Source organism: Elongatibacter sediminis (assembly GCF_037892215.1).
Classification (GTDB): domain Bacteria; phylum Pseudomonadota; class Gammaproteobacteria; order Xanthomonadales; family SZUA-36; genus Elongatibacter; species Elongatibacter sediminis.
On sequence record NZ_JAZHOG010000003.1, the window covers coordinates 371,192 to 388,786 of the forward strand.

The window sequence follows — 17,595 nt, forward strand, 5'->3', positions numbered from 1 at the left end:
TACGATTTACGGCGCGGATCGGAATACGAGGCTGATACACTATACGTCATGACTGAGGACGATTCAGCCGGGCTCTCGCGGCCCGGAACCGCAGGCCTGCCGGCGCTGGAGACCGTCGAGGTCGAGACCGGACCGGACCCCGTGGCCAGCATCATCTGGCTGCACGGGCTGGGTGCCGACGGACATGATTTCGAGCCGGCGGTTCCGCATCTGGCGTGGCGCGGCGCGCCACCCCTGCGTTTCGTGTTCCCGCACTCGCCCGAACGGGCGGTGACGGTGAATGCCGGCATGCGCATGCGGGCATGGTACGACATCGTCTCGCTCGGGGGCGCGGCGCGCGACCAGGATGAGGCGGGCATCGAAGCCAGCATTGGCCAGGTTGCCGATCTGGTGGTCCGGGAGGGCGAGCGCGGCATCCCGTCCGAGCGGGTGATCGTGGCCGGCTTTTCCCAGGGCGGCGCCATCGCGATCCAGTTGGCCCTGCGTTATCCACAGCGACTGGCTGGCCTGGTCGCGCTTTCCACCTATCTGCTGCAGGGCGACCGTCTCGGTGCCCGGGTGCATGCGGCAAATCGTGACCTGCCGGTGTTCATGGGGCACGGTCAGGCCGATCCGGTGGTGCCGTTCGCAATGGGCGAGCAGGCGGCCGCCGCGCTGCGATCCCTTGGCTACGCCGTCGAGTGGCGCGCCTATCCGATCCCACACTCGGTGAGCGCTGATGAACTGGCGCACGTCGCTGACTGGATGCGACGGCGGCTGGACGGGGACGCGGCAAGGTGAGCCTTACGCGAGGGCTGGATTCGCGCCGTGATGCCGCCGGCGTTTATCCCCCCTCGTTCTGTGGTTGGCGCCTGCTGCTGGCGGTAATGGGCATCACCGAACTGGCCGTACTGCTGGTCGGTTTCGGCAAACCCGGCATTCCCGGGCTGGCCTGGTTAGGGCTGGCTTCATTGTATGCCCAGTGGCTTTCCCTGTTCTGTGCGTCCGGGCTTTGCGTGACCAGCGGATGGATCGCCCGCCTGTCTCCGCGCGGGGCCTGGATCGGAATCTGGCTGCTTACGGTATTGCTGGCGGTGGCCTTCAGCCACGCGGCCTGGAGGGCGGCGGTGATCCTGGACCTGGACCTGTCGCTGAAGGATCCGGGAGAATTCATTCTGGAGACCGGTTGTGCCGTCGGGCTGATGGCACTGGCCTTTTTTCGCTATCTGCTGATGCGGGCGCGCTGGCGGGCCGAACTGCTGGCCCAGTCGGAGGCGCGCGTTCAGGCACTGCAGGCCCGAATCCAGCCACACTTTCTGTTCAACAGCCTGAACACCATTGCCAGCCTGATTCCGGTTGACCCGGAAAATGCTGAAACTGCGATTGAAGACCTCGCCGATATTTTTCGCGGCAGCATGCGCCGCGCCGATGAGCCGATACCGCTGGAGCAGGAACTTCAACTCGCCCGGCAATACCTGGACATGGAACGGCGTCGGCTTGGTGAGCGGCTCGATGTGGACTGGCGGGTCGAGGAATTGCCGGGTGACGCGTCGGTGTTGCCGCTGATTCTGCAGCCGTTGCTGGAAAACGCCGTGGGTCACGGCATTCAGCCGCGTCCCCAGGGCGGCCGCCTGACCGTCTACGGCCGGGCGGAAGGCGACCAGGTGGTGGTGACCATAGCCAATCCGGTGGCGCCACCCGAATCGCACCGCGGTGGGCACGGCATCGCCCTCGACAACATCAGCGAACGCCTTAAACTGGCATTTGGTTCGCGCGCGAGTCTGGTAACGTACAATAATGACGAACAGTTCTATGTCGTGTTGAGCCTTCCGTATGTCAAGCATACTGATCGTTGATGACGAAGCGCCCGCGCGGGACCGGTTGCGGCGCATGCTCGAGAAATTGCCGGCGTATGTGATCGTCGGCGAGGCTGCTACTGGCAACCAGGCGATGGACGCGATCATCGACCTGCAGCCGGACATCGTGCTGCTGGATATATCCATGCCGGGAATGGACGGGATGAGTCTGGCCCGTGCTCTGCAGCGTGGCGGCGTGCAGCCCGCCATTATTTTCTGCACCGCGTTTCAGAACCAGGCGTTGGATGCTTTCGAGGCCGAGGCCGTTGACTACCTGGTCAAGCCGGTGCGTGCCGAGCGGCTGTCCCAGGCGCTGGAGCGGGCACGCCGCTATATCGGCGACCGGGCCAACAGCGAGGTCGAGTACCTGCGCTCCACCGTGGGCGGCAAGGTTCTTCTGACTCCGATTCACCGCGTGATCTGCCTGATGGCCGAAGACAAATACACCACGGTGTTGCACGAGAAAGGGAAAACCGTGATCGACGATTCACTGACGGTTCTGGAACAGCGTTTTCCCGATGCCTTCTTTCGCATCCATCGCAATGCCCTGGTGTCTCGCCGGCATGTGCGCGGGCTGGAACGCAGTCCGGAAGGGCATGCCGTCGTCGTGCTCAGCGGCACGGACGAGCGGCCCGAAGTCAGCCGCCGCAATGTTTCCGCTCTGCGCAAGTTGCTGGTCGAGCTTTGACTGACTCCGCCCGCCTGGTCATCGCCACCCGCCGCAGCGAACTCGCGCTGTGGCAGGCCAATCACGTGGCCGCGCTGCTGCGTGAGTTGCACGACGGTCTGGAAGTCGAATTGCTGCCGCTCGTGACCCAGGGTGACCGCGTGCTTGACCGCCCCCTGGCCCAAATTGGTGGTAAAGGCCTGTTCCTGAAAGAACTCGAGACGGCTCTGCTGGATGGCCGGGCGGACCTGGCGGTTCATTCCATGAAGGATGTGCCGGTGGTGGAAACCGAAGGACTGCCGGTCGATACCGTGTTGCAACGCGCGAATCCGTTCGATGGCCTGCTGGGCCGGACCGCGGACCGTCTGGCCGGTCTGGCTTCCGGGGCGCGGGTCGGTACCAGCAGTTTGCGCCGCCAGTGTCAGTTGCGCGCCCTGCGGCCAGACCTGGAAATCGCCGATCTGCGGGGCAATATCAACACCCGCATCGGCCGGCTGGACGCTGGCGATTACGACGCCATCGTGCTGGCCTGTGCCGGCCTGGAACGTCTGGGTCTGCAGCAGCGCGTCACCGAAGTGCTGGCCGCCCCCGATTGGCTGCCAGCGCCGACCCAGGGGACGATCGGGGTGCAGCGTCGGGCTGACGATGGTTCGGCCGCCCGTCTGCTCGCGCCCTTGCAACACCCTGAAACCGCAGCGGTGACCCGGGTCGAACGGACCATCGCCCGGCGGCTGGAGGGCAGTTGTCAGGTCCCGCTGGCCGTATTCGCCCGCTTCGAGGGTGACCACCTCGCCGTCGATGCGCTGGTAGGGAGTCCCGATGGCCGCCGGGTCCTGCGTTGCACCGCTTCCGGCGCGCCGTCCGATGCGGACCGGGTGGCCAGTGAAGTGGCCGGAGATCTGCTCGATCAGGGGGCGAGGGAAATCATCTCCGCACTTTCCGAGTCCGCTGCGCATTGACCCCTCCAAATGATTACGATATAGTTCGTACTAAGCAGTTCGTGATACACCGGGGTGTTCGTGCGGGCTTCCTCGACCGGTGTGGCGGGCTGTGTGGTCCGGACCGAAGCCCAGGCGCATGCGTTTGCGGTGTGCATACCTACTGCCAACGCCAACACGCAAGCCCCTCATGCACATTCGGCACATGCCAGCCTGGTCCGGGCATTCTGCGTTGCCTCGTCAGCATCGGTGCGGGCCTGCCCGAACGGATCCGGGGCACCGAAGCGTCCACCCGGACATGGTAGACTGTCGCCCCCGAGTTCCGGGTTCTGATGCATGGCGTTTTCCCATATCCTGATCACCCGTCCGGCGGAAGACGGCGCGGAACTGGCGTCCATGCTGGCTTCCCACCCGGCGCAGGTCCTGGTCCTGCCGGCTCACGCGTTTCGCGGGCGTGAGCCCGATGCCGAGCCCGTTCGACGCCTGGCGGACTGCACTGCTTCCGGCACACGGCCATGGGTGATTTTCACCAGCCCCAGAGCGGTCGAACACGGGCTTGTGCGCCTGCAACACTCCCCACTGTCACAGTGCCGGGTCGCGGCCATCGGCCCGACGACGGCCAGTCGCCTGGAAGAGGCCGGTATCGTGGTGGCTGCCCGGCCCGGCCAGGGTCATACCAGTGAAGATCTGCTGGAACTGATTCCCGACGCACCCGGGCAGGTAACGTCCGAAGCGTTCATCGTCACCGCTCCCGGTGGGCGCAAAGTCTTGGCCGAAGGCATGCGGCAGCGGGGGTATCGGCCGAACCTGCTGCTGGTGTACCAGCGCCAGCCCGCGGACCTTGACCCGGACGTGGTCGCAGCGCTGGGACGGGCCGAATCGATTTTGTCGGTGTTCACCAGCGCCGATACCCTGCGCGGATTGTCACAGCGCCTGCCGGAGCCCGTCTGGAAACGCATTTGCGCGGGCGAATGGATTGTCGTTTCGGATCGGCTGGCCCGGGTTGCGCATTCGTGTCAACCGCAACGGGTTCACCTGGCGGCCGGTCCGACCAACGACGATCTGGTCAAAACGATAAACGCACTCAGTTGACCCAGACACGTGCGCGGCCGTGTCGAATTAGGCAAGGTATTTCCAGGACAGTACACTAACCTTATCCTTGGCCAGTATCTCAATTGCGAGCGTCACGACATGTACCGATGCCCCAAACCGTATCGGTTGTTGCCTGAAAGGCTGCAGCCATGAATGTCGAGAATCCACTGGAGCCGACCCGGCCGGACTCGCCGGACGCCACCGAGCCCGATACCGCGAAGGAATCCGCTGCGAGCGGGTCTTCGGACGGGGCCCGGCGTAAGTCCCCAGGGCGAGGGCTGGCCGTTTTGGCCTTGCTGCTGGCGCTTGGCGCCGCGGCCGCCAGCGGCTGGTTGTGGTGGACCGATTTCCAGGCCGCCGGAGAGGGCGCCCGGCGCCAGGCGGATGAGGCCGATCGCATCGGGGAGCTCGAGGCCCGTCTCGACCAGCGTTTGCAGCGCTTGCAAAGCGATCTGGCGGCGGCGTCCGACTCGGATGGCTCCGCGCAGCTCGCGGCACTCGATGGCCGGCTTCGCCGCCTCGAGGAAGACGCTTCCGAGGCCCGGGCGTTTCGCGCCGAGCGTACGGCATGGGCGCGCACATTGCAGGCGTCGCTGGAGGGCACCAACGCCCGCCTGTCGGGACTGGAATCCCGGCTGGATGCCGTCGCAGCCCGCGGGCTCGATGCCCAGGCGGAGGCCGACCTGGCTGAACTCGATTATCTGTTGCGCCTGGCGCAGGAGCGCCTGGAACTGTTTCGCGATGTGCGAACCGCCGACCGCGCGCTGGCGCTTGCCGACGCGCACGTCGCGGCTTTCGACAATCCCCTGTTCAGCGGTTTGCGCCGGGAAATCGCGGCGGCGCGTCGCGAAATCGCGGTGATCGATCTGCCGGACCCCGCCGTGCTGGATCGCGAACTCGACGGTGTGCAGGATCGGCTGGCCCGTCTGCCGTTCCGGGGTGAGGCGGGCGTGTCCGGCGATTCGTCCGCCGCGAACGAGGACGGCTGGTGGGCGCGGCTGAAGTCGGCACTGTCCGGTCTCGTCACCGTTCGCCGGACCTCGGATGAATCCGAATTGCTGCCGGCATTGGCCGATCAGACCCTGATCCGTCAGCGCGCCTGGCTGGAGATCGAGCGGGTGCGGCTGGCTGCCATGCGGCATGACGCGGCGGTTTTTGAGTCCGCGCTGGAACGCGCTCGCGCCACCATCCAACGCTGGTTCGAGCCCGATGACCGGCACACACGAGCCGTTCTCCAGGCACTGGAGTCGGCCGCGCAACTGGATGTCGATCCGCCGTTGCCGGACATCGGCGCGCCCTGGGCGGCCCTGCGGGCCATGCGCGGCGCCGGAGTCGCGGCGCCGGCCGTCAATCAGGCTCAGCCTCCGGGGGCGGGACCGGGCGAAGCCGGGGCCGGGAACGGCGCGGTTGAAGACCCTGCAGACTCCGGAACTTCGGTGGATTCCGGTCATGCCGGAGATCCCGGTGATGCCGGGGATTCCGCAGGGCGCGGAGCCGGTCGCCGATGAAGAACGCGTTTCTGCTGCTGGTCGCCATCGGTCTGGCTCTGCTGGGGGCCGCCCTGGCCCCGGTGTTCCTGAACGACCCCGGCATGGTTCACATCCGCGTGTGGGGCTGGACCGTGGAGATGAGCGTGCTGGTGCTGGTGCTTGCGGTGCTGGTGACCTGGATGGTGTTCTGGCTGGCCGCCCGCCTGTGGCGGATGCCGGCCGAGAGCGCGCGGCGCCTGCGTGAGCAGCGTGGGCTGAAGCAGCTCGAAAAAGGCCTGCTGGCGTTGACGGAAGGTGATTGGGTGGCCGCCGAACGGGCACTGCAGAAATCCGCCAGCCAGGAAGGCCGCACCACGGCGCGTTACCTGGCGGCGGCGCAGGCGGCCGATGGCCAGGATGCCGAAGAGCGGGCCGAGTACTACCTGGAGCAGGCCGATTCCGGAGGACGGAAAACCCGGTTCCTGGTGGAGCTGACCCGCGCGCGGCTGATGGTCGAGAACGGGCGATATGACGAGGCGGTGACCGTGCTGGAAGCCCTGCAGGCAAGGCGCAAGCGCCATAGCCAGGTGCTCGAACTGCTGGCCCGCTGTTACCGCGAGCTCGGCCGTTGGCAGGATCTGGTCAAGCTGCTGCCGTTGATGGAAAAATCCGGACTGCTCGACGAAGAACGCGCCACCGCGATGCGCGAACGGGCCGCGTCCGCCAGCCTGGAGCAGGCTGGCGACCTCGAAACCCTGCAATCGGCGTGGCAGGCGCTGCCGCGGGCCATGCGCAAACAACCGGTACCGGTTCGGGCCTACGCCGTGCGTGCTTCCCGGCTGGGCAGTCCCGACCTGACCGAAAGCGTGCTGCGCACCGCGTTGGGTCAGCAATGGGATCCGGCACTGGTGCTGGCCTACGGTGACCCGGCCGCCACCGACACTAACAAGCGCATGAAGCAGTGCGAAAAGTGGCTCAAGGACCATCCCGACGATTCCGCGCTGCACCTGGCCCTGGGTCGGCTGTGCGCGCGCGACGAGCTGTGGGGCAAAGCGCGTCACCACATGATTCGCAGCCTGGAACTGGAGCCCACCATCGGCGGATACGATTCGCTGGGGCAATTGCTGGAGCGAAAGGGCGAGCTGGAGGTCGCAATGACCTGTTTCCGCAACGCGCTGCGCGTGAGTCAGGGTGAATCGCCCCTGCCTTTACCGGCGGAGACCGCAAGGCTGAACGCGCCGCAACCCGAAGGGTCGACTGCCAGCGCCGGTTCAGAGTAATCGGGTACCCGGCGGCACGGGCCGGTCGGGCACGCACAGCACGACGTCGCCACGGTCATCGTGGAAGCCGGTCACCAGGCAGTGTGAGCGGATCGGACCGATCTGTTTGGGCGGAAAGTTCACCACGGCCACGACCTGGCGCCCGACGAGTTCCCGCGGGCGGTAGTGCGCGGTGATCTGCGCGCTGGACTTGCGGATTCCCAGTTCTTCTCCGAAGTCGATGTGCAGAATATAGGCCGGCTTGCGGGCCTGCTCGAACGTCTCCGCGGAAACCACCGTTCCAACCCGCAGTTCCACTTCGAGAAAGTCGTCGAATGTAATTTCGTTCATGGTCTGGCCATTCGGACCGCCTTAAGTGGTGGCGGTCAACCGTTGGGACGAAGCCGTGCATTCTAATGCAGCGAAAGCCGGGCCGCCTGCGGGAACGCACGGTACCGTCCCGGATACGGATGGTTCGCCCGGGCGCCGTGCCAGCCGGTGAAATCCAACCGCTTCGCGCAGACCATCGAGACGCCTGTTGACCCGCGACCCTGGCTCGAATATATTGAATTGAATTCAGTCAAGTAAATATTTCGGGCAAATCACCGGACCTATGGCCGAACAAACCCAGCGAGTCGAACGCAGCCGAGCGGCCCTGATTGCCGCCGCGGCCGATGCGCTGGTGGCCGGCGACGGCGATTTCGAACTGCAGGATGTCGCGCGCCGCGCCGGGGTGTCGGTGGGGCTGCCGTACCACCACTTCGGCAGCAAGGCCGGGCTGATCGCCGCGGTCGTGGGCCAGTTCTACGAGCAGGTTCACGCCACCGTGGTGCTGAGCGACGTCGCGACCCGCGACTGGGCCGAACGGGAGCAGTTGCGGCTGTCGCGCCTGATCCGCTTTCTCTACCGCAATGATTTGGCCACGGTGGTCATTTCCCGGCTGGCGCGCGATCCCGAGGTAACCGCCCGCGAGGCTGAGTACTGGACCCGGCTGGTGGAATTGGCGGCCAGCAATATCGTCAAGGGCCAGGCCCGCGGTCAGCTGCCGCCGGAACTGAACCCGATGCTGGTCAGCGCGATGATCTGCGGGGGGCTGCGCAGCGCCATTGGTCAGGCACTGACCGCGCGACCCCGCCCGAAGCAGGACGAACTGACCCGGCAGCTTTGGAACTTCATCATCGGCGGGCTGCAGGCCGATGCCTCGCGCCTGACTTGAATGCCAACCCGTTTCACGACCCATCCATCACAGGAGCCTTGACTCATGTCTGAATCCCCCCGCGTCGTCATCGTTGGAGCCGGTGTCGGCGGTATGTGCGCCGGTGCCTTGCTGGCGCACCACGGCTACCGCGTCACCGTATGCGACCGCATCGATACCGTCGGGGGCCGCACGCGTACCCAGATCATCGATGGCTACCGCCTGCCGCGCGGTGCCGTTTCGTTCCAGTTGGCCGGCATCCTGCCGGAAGTCTGCAAGGAAGTGGGCGCCGAATTCGACCTGCGCCCGGTCAGCGAAATGTGGTTCTGGATCAAGGGCGACGGAGACTTCGTGCCACTGCCCGCGAAAAGTGGCATCGGCAAAATGATCGAAATGTTCCTCAAGGTTCACGGCGGCGAAGGCAAAAAAGCCATGGCCCGGGTCGGTCTGGAGCTGTCCATCGCCAAGATCGGCAAGGCGTTCAAGGATCCCGGCCAGGCCGTGGGCGGCGACGACGGGCCCACGTTCCGCGAATGGCTGGAGCGATATACCGACAACGAAGATCTGATCGCCTTGTTCCACGCCATCACCTCCGCGGTGTCGGCGGTGAACGATTTCGAATATCCGGCCCGCCACTGGTTCGCGCATTTCGCCGCCAGCAAGGCGCGCATGGACAAGTATGCGCTGGTCCCGGGCGGGTTCGTCGCGGTCAGCGAGGCGCTGCGCGACGTGATCCTGCGGCACGGCGGCGAGGTTCGCCTGGAAACGCCGGTGCGGGAGATCGAATTCACCGACGGTCGCGCCAGTGGTGTGGTCATTGAACGAGACGGGGGGCGAGAGACGTTGCCGGCGGACATTGTCATCAGCAACGCGGGTCCGTCGCTGACCGTCGAGTTGGCCGGAGAGGGCACACTGGGTGCGGAATACGTCAACGGCTTGCGGCAGCGCATCCGTCCGACCCCGATCGTGGCCACCTACGTGGTCTCCGACGAGCCTCTGATCGAGGCCAAGGCCGCCTTCCTGGCGGCGGGGCTCCAGCGCATCGTCACCGGCGTTCCGTTGACCAATATCTGCCCCGAATGGGCGCCCGACGGCAAGCACCTGATGTCATTCTACGGCACACCGAAAAGCTGCCTGAAGCCGCTGGACCACGAGGATGAACGGCGCGCCAATATCGAGGACGTCCATACCCTGTTCCCGGACTTCGAGGCCAGGGGCGGTCGCATTCTCGATGTGCAGATACGTGACCTCAACGATGCCGATGTCGTGGCCCGGTCGTGGCCCGGCTACAACATCCCGGTGGAGACACCGGTGAACAACCTGTTCAACGTGGGAGACGCCTGCGGGCCTGCCGGCTTCGTGGCCACGCCGGCCGCCGCAATGAGCGCGCGGCTGGTGGTCGATCAGATTCTGTCGGGTAAGTAAAGATCAACTCTGGCACGGGAAGCTCGATTTTAAATCATACGCATCAGGAGTACACCATGGGAAAAGCCTACGACGCGGTACAGCGCTACATCGACTCAATGAAGGCCAAGGACCTCGAAGCCACCCTGGACTGCTTCACCGACGACTGCATCTACTACCTGCACGTGGGCACGCGGCCATTCATCGGCAAGGACTACATGCGCAAGGGCATCACCATCCTGTGGCCGCACCAGGTGGCGAGCCGCTGGCGAATCGTCAACTACGTGGAAGACGACAACAAGATCATCTTCGAGGGCATTGACGAGTACGATCAGCCCGATGGCACGACCGTCAAAATGCCGTACATGGGCATCTATCAGATCAAGGATGGCCGTATCTGGCGCGGGCGGGACTACTTCGATATGAAGGGCTATCTGGACATGACGAAGGGCGATTCCAACCAGTACCTGTTGGACGTGGCGGACACGATGCACGAGCAGCCCTGACGCGGAGGCGCCCCTGACGATGATCCTGCACGATGCCGAGACCATCGCCCGCTATGCCGATGCCGGATGGTGGGGGCAGACCACGGTCGATGACCTGTTCCGCGCCTGCGTGGAGACCGGGGGCGGTCGCGACCCGGATGAACCGGCCTTGCTCGATGCGCCCAACCGGGGCGACTTCGCCTTCGGGACTCCGCACAGCCTGAGCTTTCGCGAAACCGATGAAGCGGTGGATCGCCTGGCGGCCTCGCTGGTCGCGAGCGGGGTTGGCAAGGACGACATCGTTGTCGTGCAGTTGCCGAACATCGTCGAGATCGTAATCGCCTTTCTGGCCTTGGCGCGCATCGGTGCCATCGTTTCCCCGGTGATGCTGGCTTACGGCGAATCGGACTTGCGGCGCATTGTGCGGCATCTGCGGCCGGCCGCGGTCATGACCCTGGCCCAGTTCAAGGACGGTGCCCCGGCCGATATCTTCCGGCGCCTTCTCGCGGAAGGCGATACACCCATATTCGAGCTTTTCGCACTCGGTGATCCGCCGGATGGTGGGCTGGATCTGCTCAGCACGGAAGTCGGTGCGGGCGAACTCCGAGCGCTGGCGGCTCATCTCGACACCACCGACATCGATGCCAACGAGATCGTCACCATGCACTGGACCTCCGGCACCACCGGCGTGCCCAAGTGTGTGCCGCGCAGCCACAACAACTGGCACGGGACCGGTGGCGCCTGCGTGGATGCCGGTGGTCTGAAGCCGGGCGATCGCATCCTGGCGCCGATGCAGATGGTCCATACCGCCGGCTACAGCGGCATGGTCATGCCGTGGCTGGAACTGCAGGGCGTGCTCGCGCTGCACCAGCCTTTCGACATGCCGGTATTTTTGGGGCAGATCCAGGACTTGCGCATCAACCACACGGTTACGGCGCCGGCGATGATGAATGCGCTGCTGCGCGAGAACATCCTGGATGATTTCGACGTGTCCGCGATTCGCAGCATCCTGTGCGGCTCGGCCCCTCTGGATGCCTGGATGATCGCCGATTTCAAACGCCGCTACGGTATCGAGGTGGTCAATGCCTTCGGCTCTTCGGAAGGCATGACCATGCTGTCGAGCCCCGACATCACCGACGATCCGCAACGGCGTGCCCGCTACTATCCGCGCTTCCAGGGGACGCGCCGGGTTTCCGACGGGCGGCCCTGGAATGTGCGCATCGCGGAGTCCTGCGAGATGCGGCTGATCGACCCGGACAGCGGCGAGCACATCGGCAAACCCAACACGCCGGGCGAAATCGCGTTTCGCAGCACCGCGCTGTTCCCGGGTTACTGGACCCGGGACGGTGATGTGGACCGTTCGGATTTCGATGACGACGGGTATTTTCGAACCGGCGAAATTTTCGAGATCGCCGGAGACGGCGAGGAAGCGGATTTCTTCCACTACATCGACCGGCTCAAGGACGTCATCAACCGCGGCGGGGTGAAAATCCCGGTGGGCGAGCTCGAAGCGGCGATTCAGGCGCTGCCGGAAGTGCGCGAGGCTTCGGCCATCGGCTTTCCCGACGAGCGCCTGGGCGAGCGGATCTGCGCGGTCATCGTGCCGGCACCCGGTGCCCGCCTGGACCTCGACGGCCTGAACGCCGCGCTGGCCGAGTCCGGTATCGCACGCTACATGCAGCCCGAGCGGCTCGAAATCGTGGAGGCGCTCCCACGGAACGTTACCGGCAAGGTCCTGAAGCGGGAGCTGGCGCAGTCCCTCGCTGCGGACAGCGAGCCGGCGGCGATGCCGGAGTCAGACTGAAGATTCGAGTTCGTCCAGCAGGACTCTGACTGCGGTTTGCGCCCAGGTACAGCCCTCGCCCCAATGGCTGGCCCGCGGGCCAGCGACATTCAGCACCGCGATGCGGTGTTCACGAACGAACGCCGCCGCCTCCCGGGCCGCCGCTTCCGGCGTGAGGCGGTTCGCATCCGAAACGAGACAGGGCCGCCCGTGGCGAGTGCACAGCCGGGCCGTCAGACCGGTGCCGCCATGCAATGGCCCGGGGGCCAGGATCCAGGTCGCATCGCTGTCGACCACATTGCGCTCGGTGCGCGCCGCGTAGCCTCCGCCCATCTCCGCCAGCGGATAACGCGCCGGGATGTCGCCGTCTTCGGCTTTCCGCCCGGCGGGACACCAGCCACCACACCCGGCCCCCGCCGCCAACGCCGCATCCAGCGCTCCGCGGTCCACGCCCGTCTGGCCGCCCGAAACGATTCTCCGCAGGGTCACTCGTCTACTTCCGTTTCGGCCGCGCGCGGGAGCCAGTAGTGTTCGAGCGCCTGCTCGATCGTGGGGTTGTAGCCATCCTGGTCCAGTTTCCACCACAGGTAGTCGACGATGACCGCCACCTGCCCGGGGGAGAATCGCGCGAACTCACTACGTGCGTGGTCACCCAGGGTGCCACCGCCGTAGAACTTCGCCAACCTGCGGGCTCCGCCCTGGGGCGTGACGAACAGACAGAGCCGAAATGACGGGTCGGCAGTGTCGAGGTGGCCCCCGAGGTCCGCGATCAGGTAGGCGGGGAGATAGAACTGCAGCGCCTCGGCGGAGAAGAACGACAGGGCGGAGCCCCAGTCGTCCGGGGCCGGGTCAAGGAACTCGGGCTCGAGGGTGGTCCAGTCCGTGCGGCCGGCGAACGCGGCGCGTAGCGCGTCCGGTTCGTCGCCGAACGAATCGGTCAACCGGTCATCGCCCGGATAGGGCACATTGGCGAATGCCGCGCGAATGCGGTCGATGAGATCGGTCATGAACACGGTCCGGACTGTCGGTACGGGGCAGTGTACGCCGGACGAGCGCTACAGGCAGGGCTTCCGTCAGCATTCGATGGGCGACTTCTCGCGCAGGCAGGCCAGCTGCTCCTCGATGAGCGGATGGCCGGCCAGACGATCCTCGCTGATGAACACCGTCGCCTCGAACTCACCGTCCGCTGTCCAGGTCTGAAGTGGCGCGTTGAGGGCGAGTGGCTTGTCCACGCCGTCGGTGATGGCGAGGTTGAGGTACTCGAGCGGTGCCCCGTCGACCGCTTGCGCGGCACCGATAGGCAACGTCATGAGCATCGAGCCATCGTCCCGGGGCAGTGCGGTCACCATTTCAGTCGCAGCGCATCATCGTCGCGGCGGATGTCCGTTTTGACGTACGCCCGCTGTCCCGAAGTATCCGGTGGGGAAATGGCCTGGACAGGCATGGAGGCAAAAATAGTCCAGCGCAGCACTGCGACGATCTGTCGTTGCGAGAGACCGTTCATTCTGCGGACCCTTCCGATTCACACGCCTTGGTGCGTTGCACCTGAAGACTGGAAAGCAATCCGATGACTCGTCGCTGGTTGTCCGTGACCCGCACCATTCAATGAAGCGCCTGTCCCAAGACCAGCAGCGGCACGCCCCAGATCAGTGTGATGACCATGGCGCCCGGGTTGAGCTTCAGGCCGCGCCCGTCCGATAACAGTGACAAAGCCAGGCCTGGCAGTCCCAACACCAGCATCAGCAGGCCCGCACCTTGAAACTAGGTTCCAATGAACGCCAGAAACTGAAAATCCTTCTCGTTTCCTTGCGCATCCGTTCCCGAGAACGGTGACTTCGCGGTGCGCGACCGGTCAATCAGGAGCATCGGGCAGTCTCTCTGTGGGTTTCGAGGTTACCTTGTCGTTCATCGCCTCGGCGGCTGCGCTTTCGCAGACTGCCAAGAGCTCCTGGCGGCGTTTCTCCGAAGGTTTGCGTGACGGTCCGATCTGATACGTAAAGGTGTTGAACGTGTAAACCGCCGGGGGCGACTGCGTTTCGCTGTCGGCAGGCTCATAGCGAAACTGTCGTGCAGCCTTGACTGCCGACCGGTTGAAGATGGTCGACGGAAACGATATCAGGGGATGGTGCGAACTGGTGCTTCCGTCGGATTCGATGACGAACGCGACCGAGACGCAGCCTTCCGTACGCTTTGCGAGCGCCCGCGCAGGATACTCGGGCGCCGCCTTCCTGGCGGGCAACCACCAGTCCGACAACTCAGTGCCATAGGCGACTACCAAAGTCGAATCGTCGTCGGCGAAGCTGCCGGGACTGGCGCACAGCATGAGAGTGATCAGAATCGAAGCAGGTTTGAATCCGTTGCGCCTTCGCATATCCCTTTAGTGCCGGAAGGCCGGGAAATCTCTCACCGTGCGGTGGGCTGGCTTGCGGGCTCCCACAACTCGACCTTGTTGCCCTCGGGATCGAGGAACGAGCCGAAGCGTCCGTAGTCGTAGCATTCGATGTCGCCGACGAGGCGGCCGCCTTTTGCCTCGACCCGCATGCCCAGGGCGTCGGCGTAGCAGCGGGAGAGTGCTTCCCGGTAGGCGCACTGGAAGAAGACGCCGCCTATGCCGATGACCCGCGCCGTCACCGTTCAGGCCTCAGGTGGCGGGGCAGGGATCCGCGAAACCGTCCGCCGACTCGCCGGGCCTGCCGGACGGTGGCGGAAAGGCCTGCTTGAAAGTGAAGGCAGCCGGTGTCGGCCCGTGGGCCCTCAACTGCTCCAGCCGTTCCCGGGCCTCGGCGGTATCGGGCCGGTGGCCGGCTTCCACCCACCACAGCACGGCGTAGGCTTCGTCCATGCGTTCGAACCATTCTCGGCGCCGGGCCAGCACCTCGGTGTGCGCGGTGCGGTAGACGTAGTCGTGCAACGACTGCACGTCCTCCCAGACGGAAAGGTTGACGATGTATTCCTCACCAAAGTCGCGGATGCCGGTGGCATCACCCTCCTCGGTTTGCAGGCGCCAGACGAAACCGGGAGACGCCTCGGCCAGCGTATTGATGCGATCGAGATTGGCGACGAAATCCGCCAACTGCGGTGAATCCAGCGGTGCGGCGAGGCGGGCGATGTTCAGCTGGGCGAGTTCGTATCGGGGCATGGTGTTTCACTCCTCGTTTCCAGAACTGACCCGGCGGACTCACGGGTTCCTGAGTGCGGCCGGCCTGTGCAGGAACTCGATCCGGTTTCTGCAGGGTGTGCAGGTTCCTCGGCGAATAACGATCAGCCGCCAGGGCGGCGCAGGCTCATCCAGGCGTGGGTATCACCGGCCTGCATGCCGAAGCGCTGGCCGGGCTCGACCCGGAGACGCGGTTCGACCGTCTTCGTTCCGTCGCTGAAGGTGGCCTGGACACTCACGGTGCCGGCGGGGTCTTCTTCCAGCAGCAGGGCGAGCGCGTAGGCACCCTCCGACTCGATGCGGGTGGTGTGCCCGGGCCGGACGGTGAACACCGGTTCGTCGATCACGGTGCCGTTTCGGACAACCTCGACAGCCACGGCATACCCGTCACCGGCCGCCCACGCGGACGGGATGCCCGCGAGAATCATCAATGCCACCACAACTCGCTTCATAATCGTCGCTCCTGTGTCGGACGGATGGACCGTGCGCCCCGGTTCGACCGCGGCTCACCCCATTAGTGCCGCCATCCTCCGGAATCTCTCAGCGTTCCAGGTGCCATTGGTGTCTCAGTCCCATCCGCAACCTGCAACGACCAGCACGAACCGGCATTCGACATGGGTTCCGTTTTTTGTAATCCAGCCGAACTCCGGCGTCAGAAAATCCCAGGCGCGCTGGATTTCGCCGCGCCAGCCAGGTTCGTAGCTGAACGTGACCAGTCCCGGTTCGTAGTCGAACGGAAGGTGTGGCAGTCGCCGATCGAGCAGCTCGTACATGTTCTGGCGTTCGGGAAACTGGAAGTCCGGGTCCAGCCGGGAGGCGGCAGCGCGAGCCAGGGTGAGATCGGCGGTGGAATGGGGGTTCTCGGGAAGAAATTGTCTTGCGATCAAGGATCGGGCGGTAATGGGCGGGTCAGCGGCGTCGGGTGCCTGTGTGGCTGACTCGTTCGACCGCGAGTCGACGCTTGCCGGTGAGTTGGCGGCGCGATCGGCCTCTCCGGTATCGGAGACGGCCATCCGATCCGTTGATGGTACGTCGGGTTCGTGTGCCGTAGGGGGAGTCTCAGCAGTGGGTGGTCTGTCCGGACCAGCCGAAATGACCAGGCGGATCGAGTCCCTCGGCAGCGGGGGTGCGTGCGCAGGATTCATCGGTTGGCGAGAAGGAATTACGAGCAGCACAACATGCAGTACCGACGCCAGTATCACTGCGACGAGTATCGGGGGTGGCCGGAGGCGGGCGGCCTGAAGCAGCCTGGGTCGGGTCATCCCGAAATAGTAACAATCAGGAGTTAATTCCTGGTTAAGTCATGCTGCCAGGCCGGCCAGGGTCAGTCGGTTGAGTTTACGACAGGGCTAGAGTCGGATTGTTGGCTCGTGGATTCCGCGCCACTTGTGGTCAGCCGGTTGGCGTACGAGGGGCGTATGGACCACTTGAGTCCCAGAGCCTGGATCACCTTGAGTACCGTTCCCAGTTGCGGGTTGCCCTCGATGGACAAGGCCTTGTACAGGCTCTCGCGTCCAAGGCCGGTTTCTCGCGCGATATCGCTCATTCCCCTGGCGCGCGCGATGTCGCCGAGTGCTTTGGCGACCAATGACGGATCACCCTCGCATTCGGCAAGGCAGGCTTCCAGGTACGCTGCCATCTCCTCTTCGTTCCTGAGATGTCGTGCGACATCGTAATCGCGGGTTTGCGTGGTCAATCTCGACCGCCTCCTGACCCAGGCTTCAATTCGCGCGCCATTGAGTATGCGCGCAGAATATCGGCTCGCTGGCTCGACTTGTCACCACCACATAGCAAAATCACGGTCACTTCACGACGCCGAATGAAGTACACCCTGTAACCTGGTCCAAAGTCGACCTTCATTTCCATCACCCCATGCTTGAGCGTCCTGTGCTGGCCGGGGTTGCCCAATGCCAGACGCTCGATTCGGGCGGGTCGTGCAGCAAGTCGTGCGCTCCGAGGTGTCCGACGTCAGTCGCGAGGCAATTACCGTATCCGCCTAATCGCTTTCGAGTCTCTTCGTAAAGAAAGCAATGCCGATAGCCGACACGAATGGAAGGTCGCATCCTGCAAAGCGTTGCCGAGTCGGTCGAAAGAAACATCCGACGGCCTTGCCTACGGGCGCAGCGCTCAGTCCACGATGGCGTCGTAGCCGGCTTCGGTGTACTGGATCAGTCAGAAGCCGTTGCCGAAGGGGTCGGACAGTTCGGCGATGCCCCGGTCGAGGTCGGGTACGTCGATGTTGACCGTGAGCTCAATCATGAGCGGTGGTGAGCCGGTGGCTTATTCGGCGAGATGATTCGTTGCTTGAACG

Annotated in this window: 25 protein-coding genes; 12 read left to right on the top strand and 13 right to left on the bottom strand. The window is 64.8% G+C overall.

The window, feature by feature from the left end; all coding sequences use genetic code 11:
• Positions 1-48: 48 nt before the first annotated feature.
• The 7 genes from V3330_RS06500 to V3330_RS06530 all read left to right on the top strand — a co-directional run bounded on the left by V3330_RS06500 (position 49) and on the right by V3330_RS06530 (position 7,281).
• On the top strand, positions 49-780 hold the full coding sequence (locus tag V3330_RS06500) for an alpha/beta hydrolase (protein ID WP_354694581.1): 732 nt from the start codon (positions 49-51) through the stop codon (positions 778-780).
• Positions 777-1,835: a sensor histidine kinase gene (locus V3330_RS06505; RefSeq protein ID WP_354694582.1), complete on the top strand. Its 1,059-nt coding sequence runs from the start codon at positions 777-779 to the stop codon at positions 1,833-1,835. Before V3330_RS06500 ends, V3330_RS06505 begins: the two co-directional genes overlap by 4 nt.
• Positions 1,813-2,523: a LytR/AlgR family response regulator transcription factor gene (locus V3330_RS06510; RefSeq protein WP_354694583.1), complete on the top strand. Its 711-nt coding sequence runs from the start codon at positions 1,813-1,815 to the stop codon at positions 2,521-2,523. The genes V3330_RS06505 and V3330_RS06510 overlap by 23 nt, the downstream gene beginning before the upstream one ends.
• Positions 2,520-3,461, top strand: coding sequence for a hydroxymethylbilane synthase (gene hemC / locus V3330_RS06515; RefSeq protein ID WP_354694584.1), 942 nt, complete (start codon positions 2,520-2,522; stop codon positions 3,459-3,461). The genes V3330_RS06510 and hemC overlap by 4 nt, the downstream gene beginning before the upstream one ends.
• Positions 3,462-3,776: 315 nt before the next feature.
• Positions 3,777-4,532, top strand: coding sequence for a uroporphyrinogen-III synthase (locus V3330_RS06520; RefSeq protein ID WP_354694585.1), 756 nt, complete (start codon positions 3,777-3,779; stop codon positions 4,530-4,532).
• A 149-nt stretch (positions 4,533-4,681) separates the two neighbouring features.
• Positions 4,682-6,040 carry a uroporphyrinogen-III C-methyltransferase gene (locus tag V3330_RS06525; protein WP_354694586.1) on the top strand — a complete coding sequence of 453 codons (1,359 nt, stop codon included), beginning with the start codon at positions 4,682-4,684 and terminating at the stop codon, positions 6,038-6,040.
• A complete protein-coding gene (locus tag V3330_RS06530; RefSeq protein ID WP_354694587.1) occupies positions 6,037-7,281 on the top strand; it encodes a heme biosynthesis HemY N-terminal domain-containing protein in 1,245 nt (414 codons plus the stop codon). Before V3330_RS06525 ends, V3330_RS06530 begins: the two co-directional genes overlap by 4 nt.
• Here V3330_RS06530 and V3330_RS06535 read toward each other — a convergent pair.
• Positions 7,273-7,611, bottom strand: coding sequence for a tRNA-binding protein (locus V3330_RS06535; protein ID WP_354694588.1), 339 nt, complete (start codon positions 7,609-7,611; stop codon positions 7,273-7,275). The two genes, V3330_RS06530 and V3330_RS06535, sit on opposite strands and share 9 nt — an antisense overlap.
• A 262-nt stretch (positions 7,612-7,873) precedes the next feature.
• On the opposite strand from V3330_RS06535, the gene V3330_RS06540 reads away from it, so the two are divergent.
• The 4 genes from V3330_RS06540 to V3330_RS06555 are packed head-to-tail and all read left to right on the top strand — an operon-like array spanning position 7,874 to position 12,148.
• Entirely contained in the window at positions 7,874-8,476 is a 603-nt protein-coding gene (locus V3330_RS06540) for a TetR/AcrR family transcriptional regulator (protein WP_354694589.1), read from the top strand.
• A gap of 45 nt (positions 8,477-8,521) precedes the next feature.
• Positions 8,522-9,880 carry a phytoene desaturase family protein gene (locus V3330_RS06545; RefSeq protein ID WP_354694590.1) on the top strand — a complete coding sequence of 453 codons (1,359 nt, stop codon included), beginning with the start codon at positions 8,522-8,524 and terminating at the stop codon, positions 9,878-9,880.
• 56 nt (positions 9,881-9,936) lie between these two features.
• Positions 9,937-10,365, top strand: a complete 429-nt coding sequence (locus V3330_RS06550; protein WP_354694591.1) for a nuclear transport factor 2 family protein — start codon at positions 9,937-9,939, stop codon at positions 10,363-10,365.
• Between the two features lie 19 nt (positions 10,366-10,384).
• Positions 10,385-12,148: a class I adenylate-forming enzyme family protein gene (locus tag V3330_RS06555; RefSeq protein ID WP_354694592.1), complete on the top strand. Its 1,764-nt coding sequence runs from the start codon at positions 10,385-10,387 to the stop codon at positions 12,146-12,148.
• Here the strand turns inward: V3330_RS06555 and V3330_RS06560 are convergent.
• The 12 genes from V3330_RS06560 to V3330_RS06615 form a co-directional block, all read right to left on the bottom strand.
• Positions 12,140-12,616 carry a YpsA SLOG family protein gene (locus tag V3330_RS06560; RefSeq protein WP_354694593.1) on the bottom strand — a complete coding sequence of 159 codons (477 nt, stop codon included), beginning with the start codon at positions 12,614-12,616 and terminating at the stop codon, positions 12,140-12,142. The two genes, V3330_RS06555 and V3330_RS06560, sit on opposite strands and share 9 nt — an antisense overlap.
• On the bottom strand, positions 12,613-13,134 hold the full coding sequence (locus tag V3330_RS06565) for a DUF6714 family protein (protein ID WP_354694594.1): 522 nt from the start codon (positions 13,132-13,134) through the stop codon (positions 12,613-12,615). The genes V3330_RS06560 and V3330_RS06565 overlap by 4 nt, the downstream gene beginning before the upstream one ends.
• A 66-nt stretch (positions 13,135-13,200) precedes the next feature.
• On the bottom strand, positions 13,201-13,437 hold the full coding sequence (locus tag V3330_RS06570) for a hypothetical protein (RefSeq protein ID WP_354694595.1): 237 nt from the start codon (positions 13,435-13,437) through the stop codon (positions 13,201-13,203).
• Between the two features lie 32 nt (positions 13,438-13,469).
• On the bottom strand, positions 13,470-13,631 hold the full coding sequence (locus tag V3330_RS06575) for a hypothetical protein (protein ID WP_354694596.1): 162 nt from the start codon (positions 13,629-13,631) through the stop codon (positions 13,470-13,472).
• A gap of 98 nt (positions 13,632-13,729) precedes the next feature.
• Entirely contained in the window at positions 13,730-13,867 is a 138-nt protein-coding gene (locus V3330_RS06580) for a hypothetical protein (protein WP_354694597.1), read from the bottom strand.
• Between the two features lie 112 nt (positions 13,868-13,979).
• Positions 13,980-14,498, bottom strand: coding sequence for an energy transducer TonB (locus tag V3330_RS06585; RefSeq protein WP_354694598.1), 519 nt, complete (start codon positions 14,496-14,498; stop codon positions 13,980-13,982).
• 32 nt (positions 14,499-14,530) lie between these two features.
• On the bottom strand, positions 14,531-14,758 hold the full coding sequence (locus tag V3330_RS06590; protein ID WP_354694599.1) for a VOC family protein: 228 nt from the start codon (positions 14,756-14,758) through the stop codon (positions 14,531-14,533).
• A gap of 10 nt (positions 14,759-14,768) precedes the next feature.
• The gene (locus V3330_RS06595; RefSeq protein WP_354694600.1) at positions 14,769-15,266 is read right to left on the bottom strand and encodes a DUF3291 domain-containing protein; all 498 of its coding nucleotides are present in this window, start codon (positions 15,264-15,266) and stop codon (positions 14,769-14,771) included.
• A gap of 122 nt (positions 15,267-15,388) precedes the next feature.
• The gene (locus V3330_RS06600; protein WP_354694601.1) at positions 15,389-15,736 is read right to left on the bottom strand and encodes a hypothetical protein; all 348 of its coding nucleotides are present in this window, start codon (positions 15,734-15,736) and stop codon (positions 15,389-15,391) included.
• Positions 15,737-15,850: 114 nt separating this feature from the next.
• Positions 15,851-16,297, bottom strand: a complete 447-nt coding sequence (locus tag V3330_RS06605) for a hypothetical protein (RefSeq protein WP_354694602.1) — start codon at positions 16,295-16,297, stop codon at positions 15,851-15,853.
• 311 nt (positions 16,298-16,608) lie between these two features.
• Entirely contained in the window at positions 16,609-16,980 is a 372-nt protein-coding gene (locus V3330_RS06610; RefSeq protein WP_354694603.1) for an addiction module antidote protein, read from the bottom strand.
• The gene (locus tag V3330_RS06615) at positions 16,977-17,207 is read right to left on the bottom strand and encodes a type II toxin-antitoxin system RelE/ParE family toxin (RefSeq protein ID WP_354694633.1); all 231 of its coding nucleotides are present in this window, start codon (positions 17,205-17,207) and stop codon (positions 16,977-16,979) included. Before V3330_RS06615 ends, V3330_RS06610 begins: the two co-directional genes overlap by 4 nt.
• Positions 17,208-17,333: 126 nt before the next feature.
• On the opposite strand from V3330_RS06615, the gene V3330_RS06620 reads away from it, so the two are divergent.
• On the top strand, positions 17,334-17,555 hold the full coding sequence (locus V3330_RS06620) for a hypothetical protein (RefSeq protein WP_354694604.1): 222 nt from the start codon (positions 17,334-17,336) through the stop codon (positions 17,553-17,555).
• Positions 17,556-17,595 lie beyond the last annotated feature (40 nt).

What these genes read in the sequence shown, in the direction of transcription:
- V3330_RS06525 (WP_354694586.1), top strand. Translation starts at nt 4,682, where the DNA reads ATGAATGTCGAGAATCCACTGGAGCCGACCCGGCCGGACTCGCCGGAC.
- V3330_RS06565 (WP_354694594.1), bottom strand. Translation starts at nt 13,134, where the DNA reads ATGACCGATCTCATCGACCGCATTCGCGCGGCATTCGCCAATGTGCCC.
- V3330_RS06595 (WP_354694600.1), bottom strand. Translation starts at nt 15,266, where the DNA reads ATGCCCCGATACGAACTCGCCCAGCTGAACATCGCCCGCCTCGCCGCA.
- V3330_RS06530 (WP_354694587.1), top strand. Translation starts at nt 6,037, where the DNA reads ATGAAGAACGCGTTTCTGCTGCTGGTCGCCATCGGTCTGGCTCTGCTG.
- V3330_RS06550 (WP_354694591.1), top strand. Translation starts at nt 9,937, where the DNA reads ATGGGAAAAGCCTACGACGCGGTACAGCGCTACATCGACTCAATGAAG.
- V3330_RS06540 (WP_354694589.1), top strand. Translation starts at nt 7,874, where the DNA reads ATGGCCGAACAAACCCAGCGAGTCGAACGCAGCCGAGCGGCCCTGATT.
- V3330_RS06605 (WP_354694602.1), bottom strand. Translation starts at nt 16,297, where the DNA reads ATGGCCGTCTCCGATACCGGAGAGGCCGATCGCGCCGCCAACTCACCG.
- V3330_RS06620 (WP_354694604.1), top strand. Translation starts at nt 17,334, where the DNA reads ATGGAAGGTCGCATCCTGCAAAGCGTTGCCGAGTCGGTCGAAAGAAAC.
- V3330_RS06545 (WP_354694590.1), top strand. Translation starts at nt 8,522, where the DNA reads ATGTCTGAATCCCCCCGCGTCGTCATCGTTGGAGCCGGTGTCGGCGGT.
- V3330_RS06520 (WP_354694585.1), top strand. Translation starts at nt 3,777, where the DNA reads ATGGCGTTTTCCCATATCCTGATCACCCGTCCGGCGGAAGACGGCGCG.
- V3330_RS06600 (WP_354694601.1), bottom strand. Translation starts at nt 15,736, where the DNA reads ATGAAGCGAGTTGTGGTGGCATTGATGATTCTCGCGGGCATCCCGTCC.
- V3330_RS06580 (WP_354694597.1), bottom strand. Translation starts at nt 13,867, where the DNA reads ATGCTGGTGTTGGGACTGCCAGGCCTGGCTTTGTCACTGTTATCGGAC.
- V3330_RS06500 (WP_354694581.1), top strand. Translation starts at nt 49, where the DNA reads ATGACTGAGGACGATTCAGCCGGGCTCTCGCGGCCCGGAACCGCAGGC.
- V3330_RS06535 (WP_354694588.1), bottom strand. Translation starts at nt 7,611, where the DNA reads ATGAACGAAATTACATTCGACGACTTTCTCGAAGTGGAACTGCGGGTT.
- V3330_RS06575 (WP_354694596.1), bottom strand. Translation starts at nt 13,631, where the DNA reads ATGAACGGTCTCTCGCAACGACAGATCGTCGCAGTGCTGCGCTGGACT.
- V3330_RS06570 (WP_354694595.1), bottom strand. Translation starts at nt 13,437, where the DNA reads ATGACGTTGCCTATCGGTGCCGCGCAAGCGGTCGACGGGGCACCGCTC.
- V3330_RS06555 (WP_354694592.1), top strand. Translation starts at nt 10,385, where the DNA reads ATGATCCTGCACGATGCCGAGACCATCGCCCGCTATGCCGATGCCGGA.
- V3330_RS06585 (WP_354694598.1), bottom strand. Translation starts at nt 14,498, where the DNA reads ATGCGAAGGCGCAACGGATTCAAACCTGCTTCGATTCTGATCACTCTC.
- V3330_RS06510 (WP_354694583.1), top strand. Translation starts at nt 1,813, where the DNA reads ATGTCAAGCATACTGATCGTTGATGACGAAGCGCCCGCGCGGGACCGG.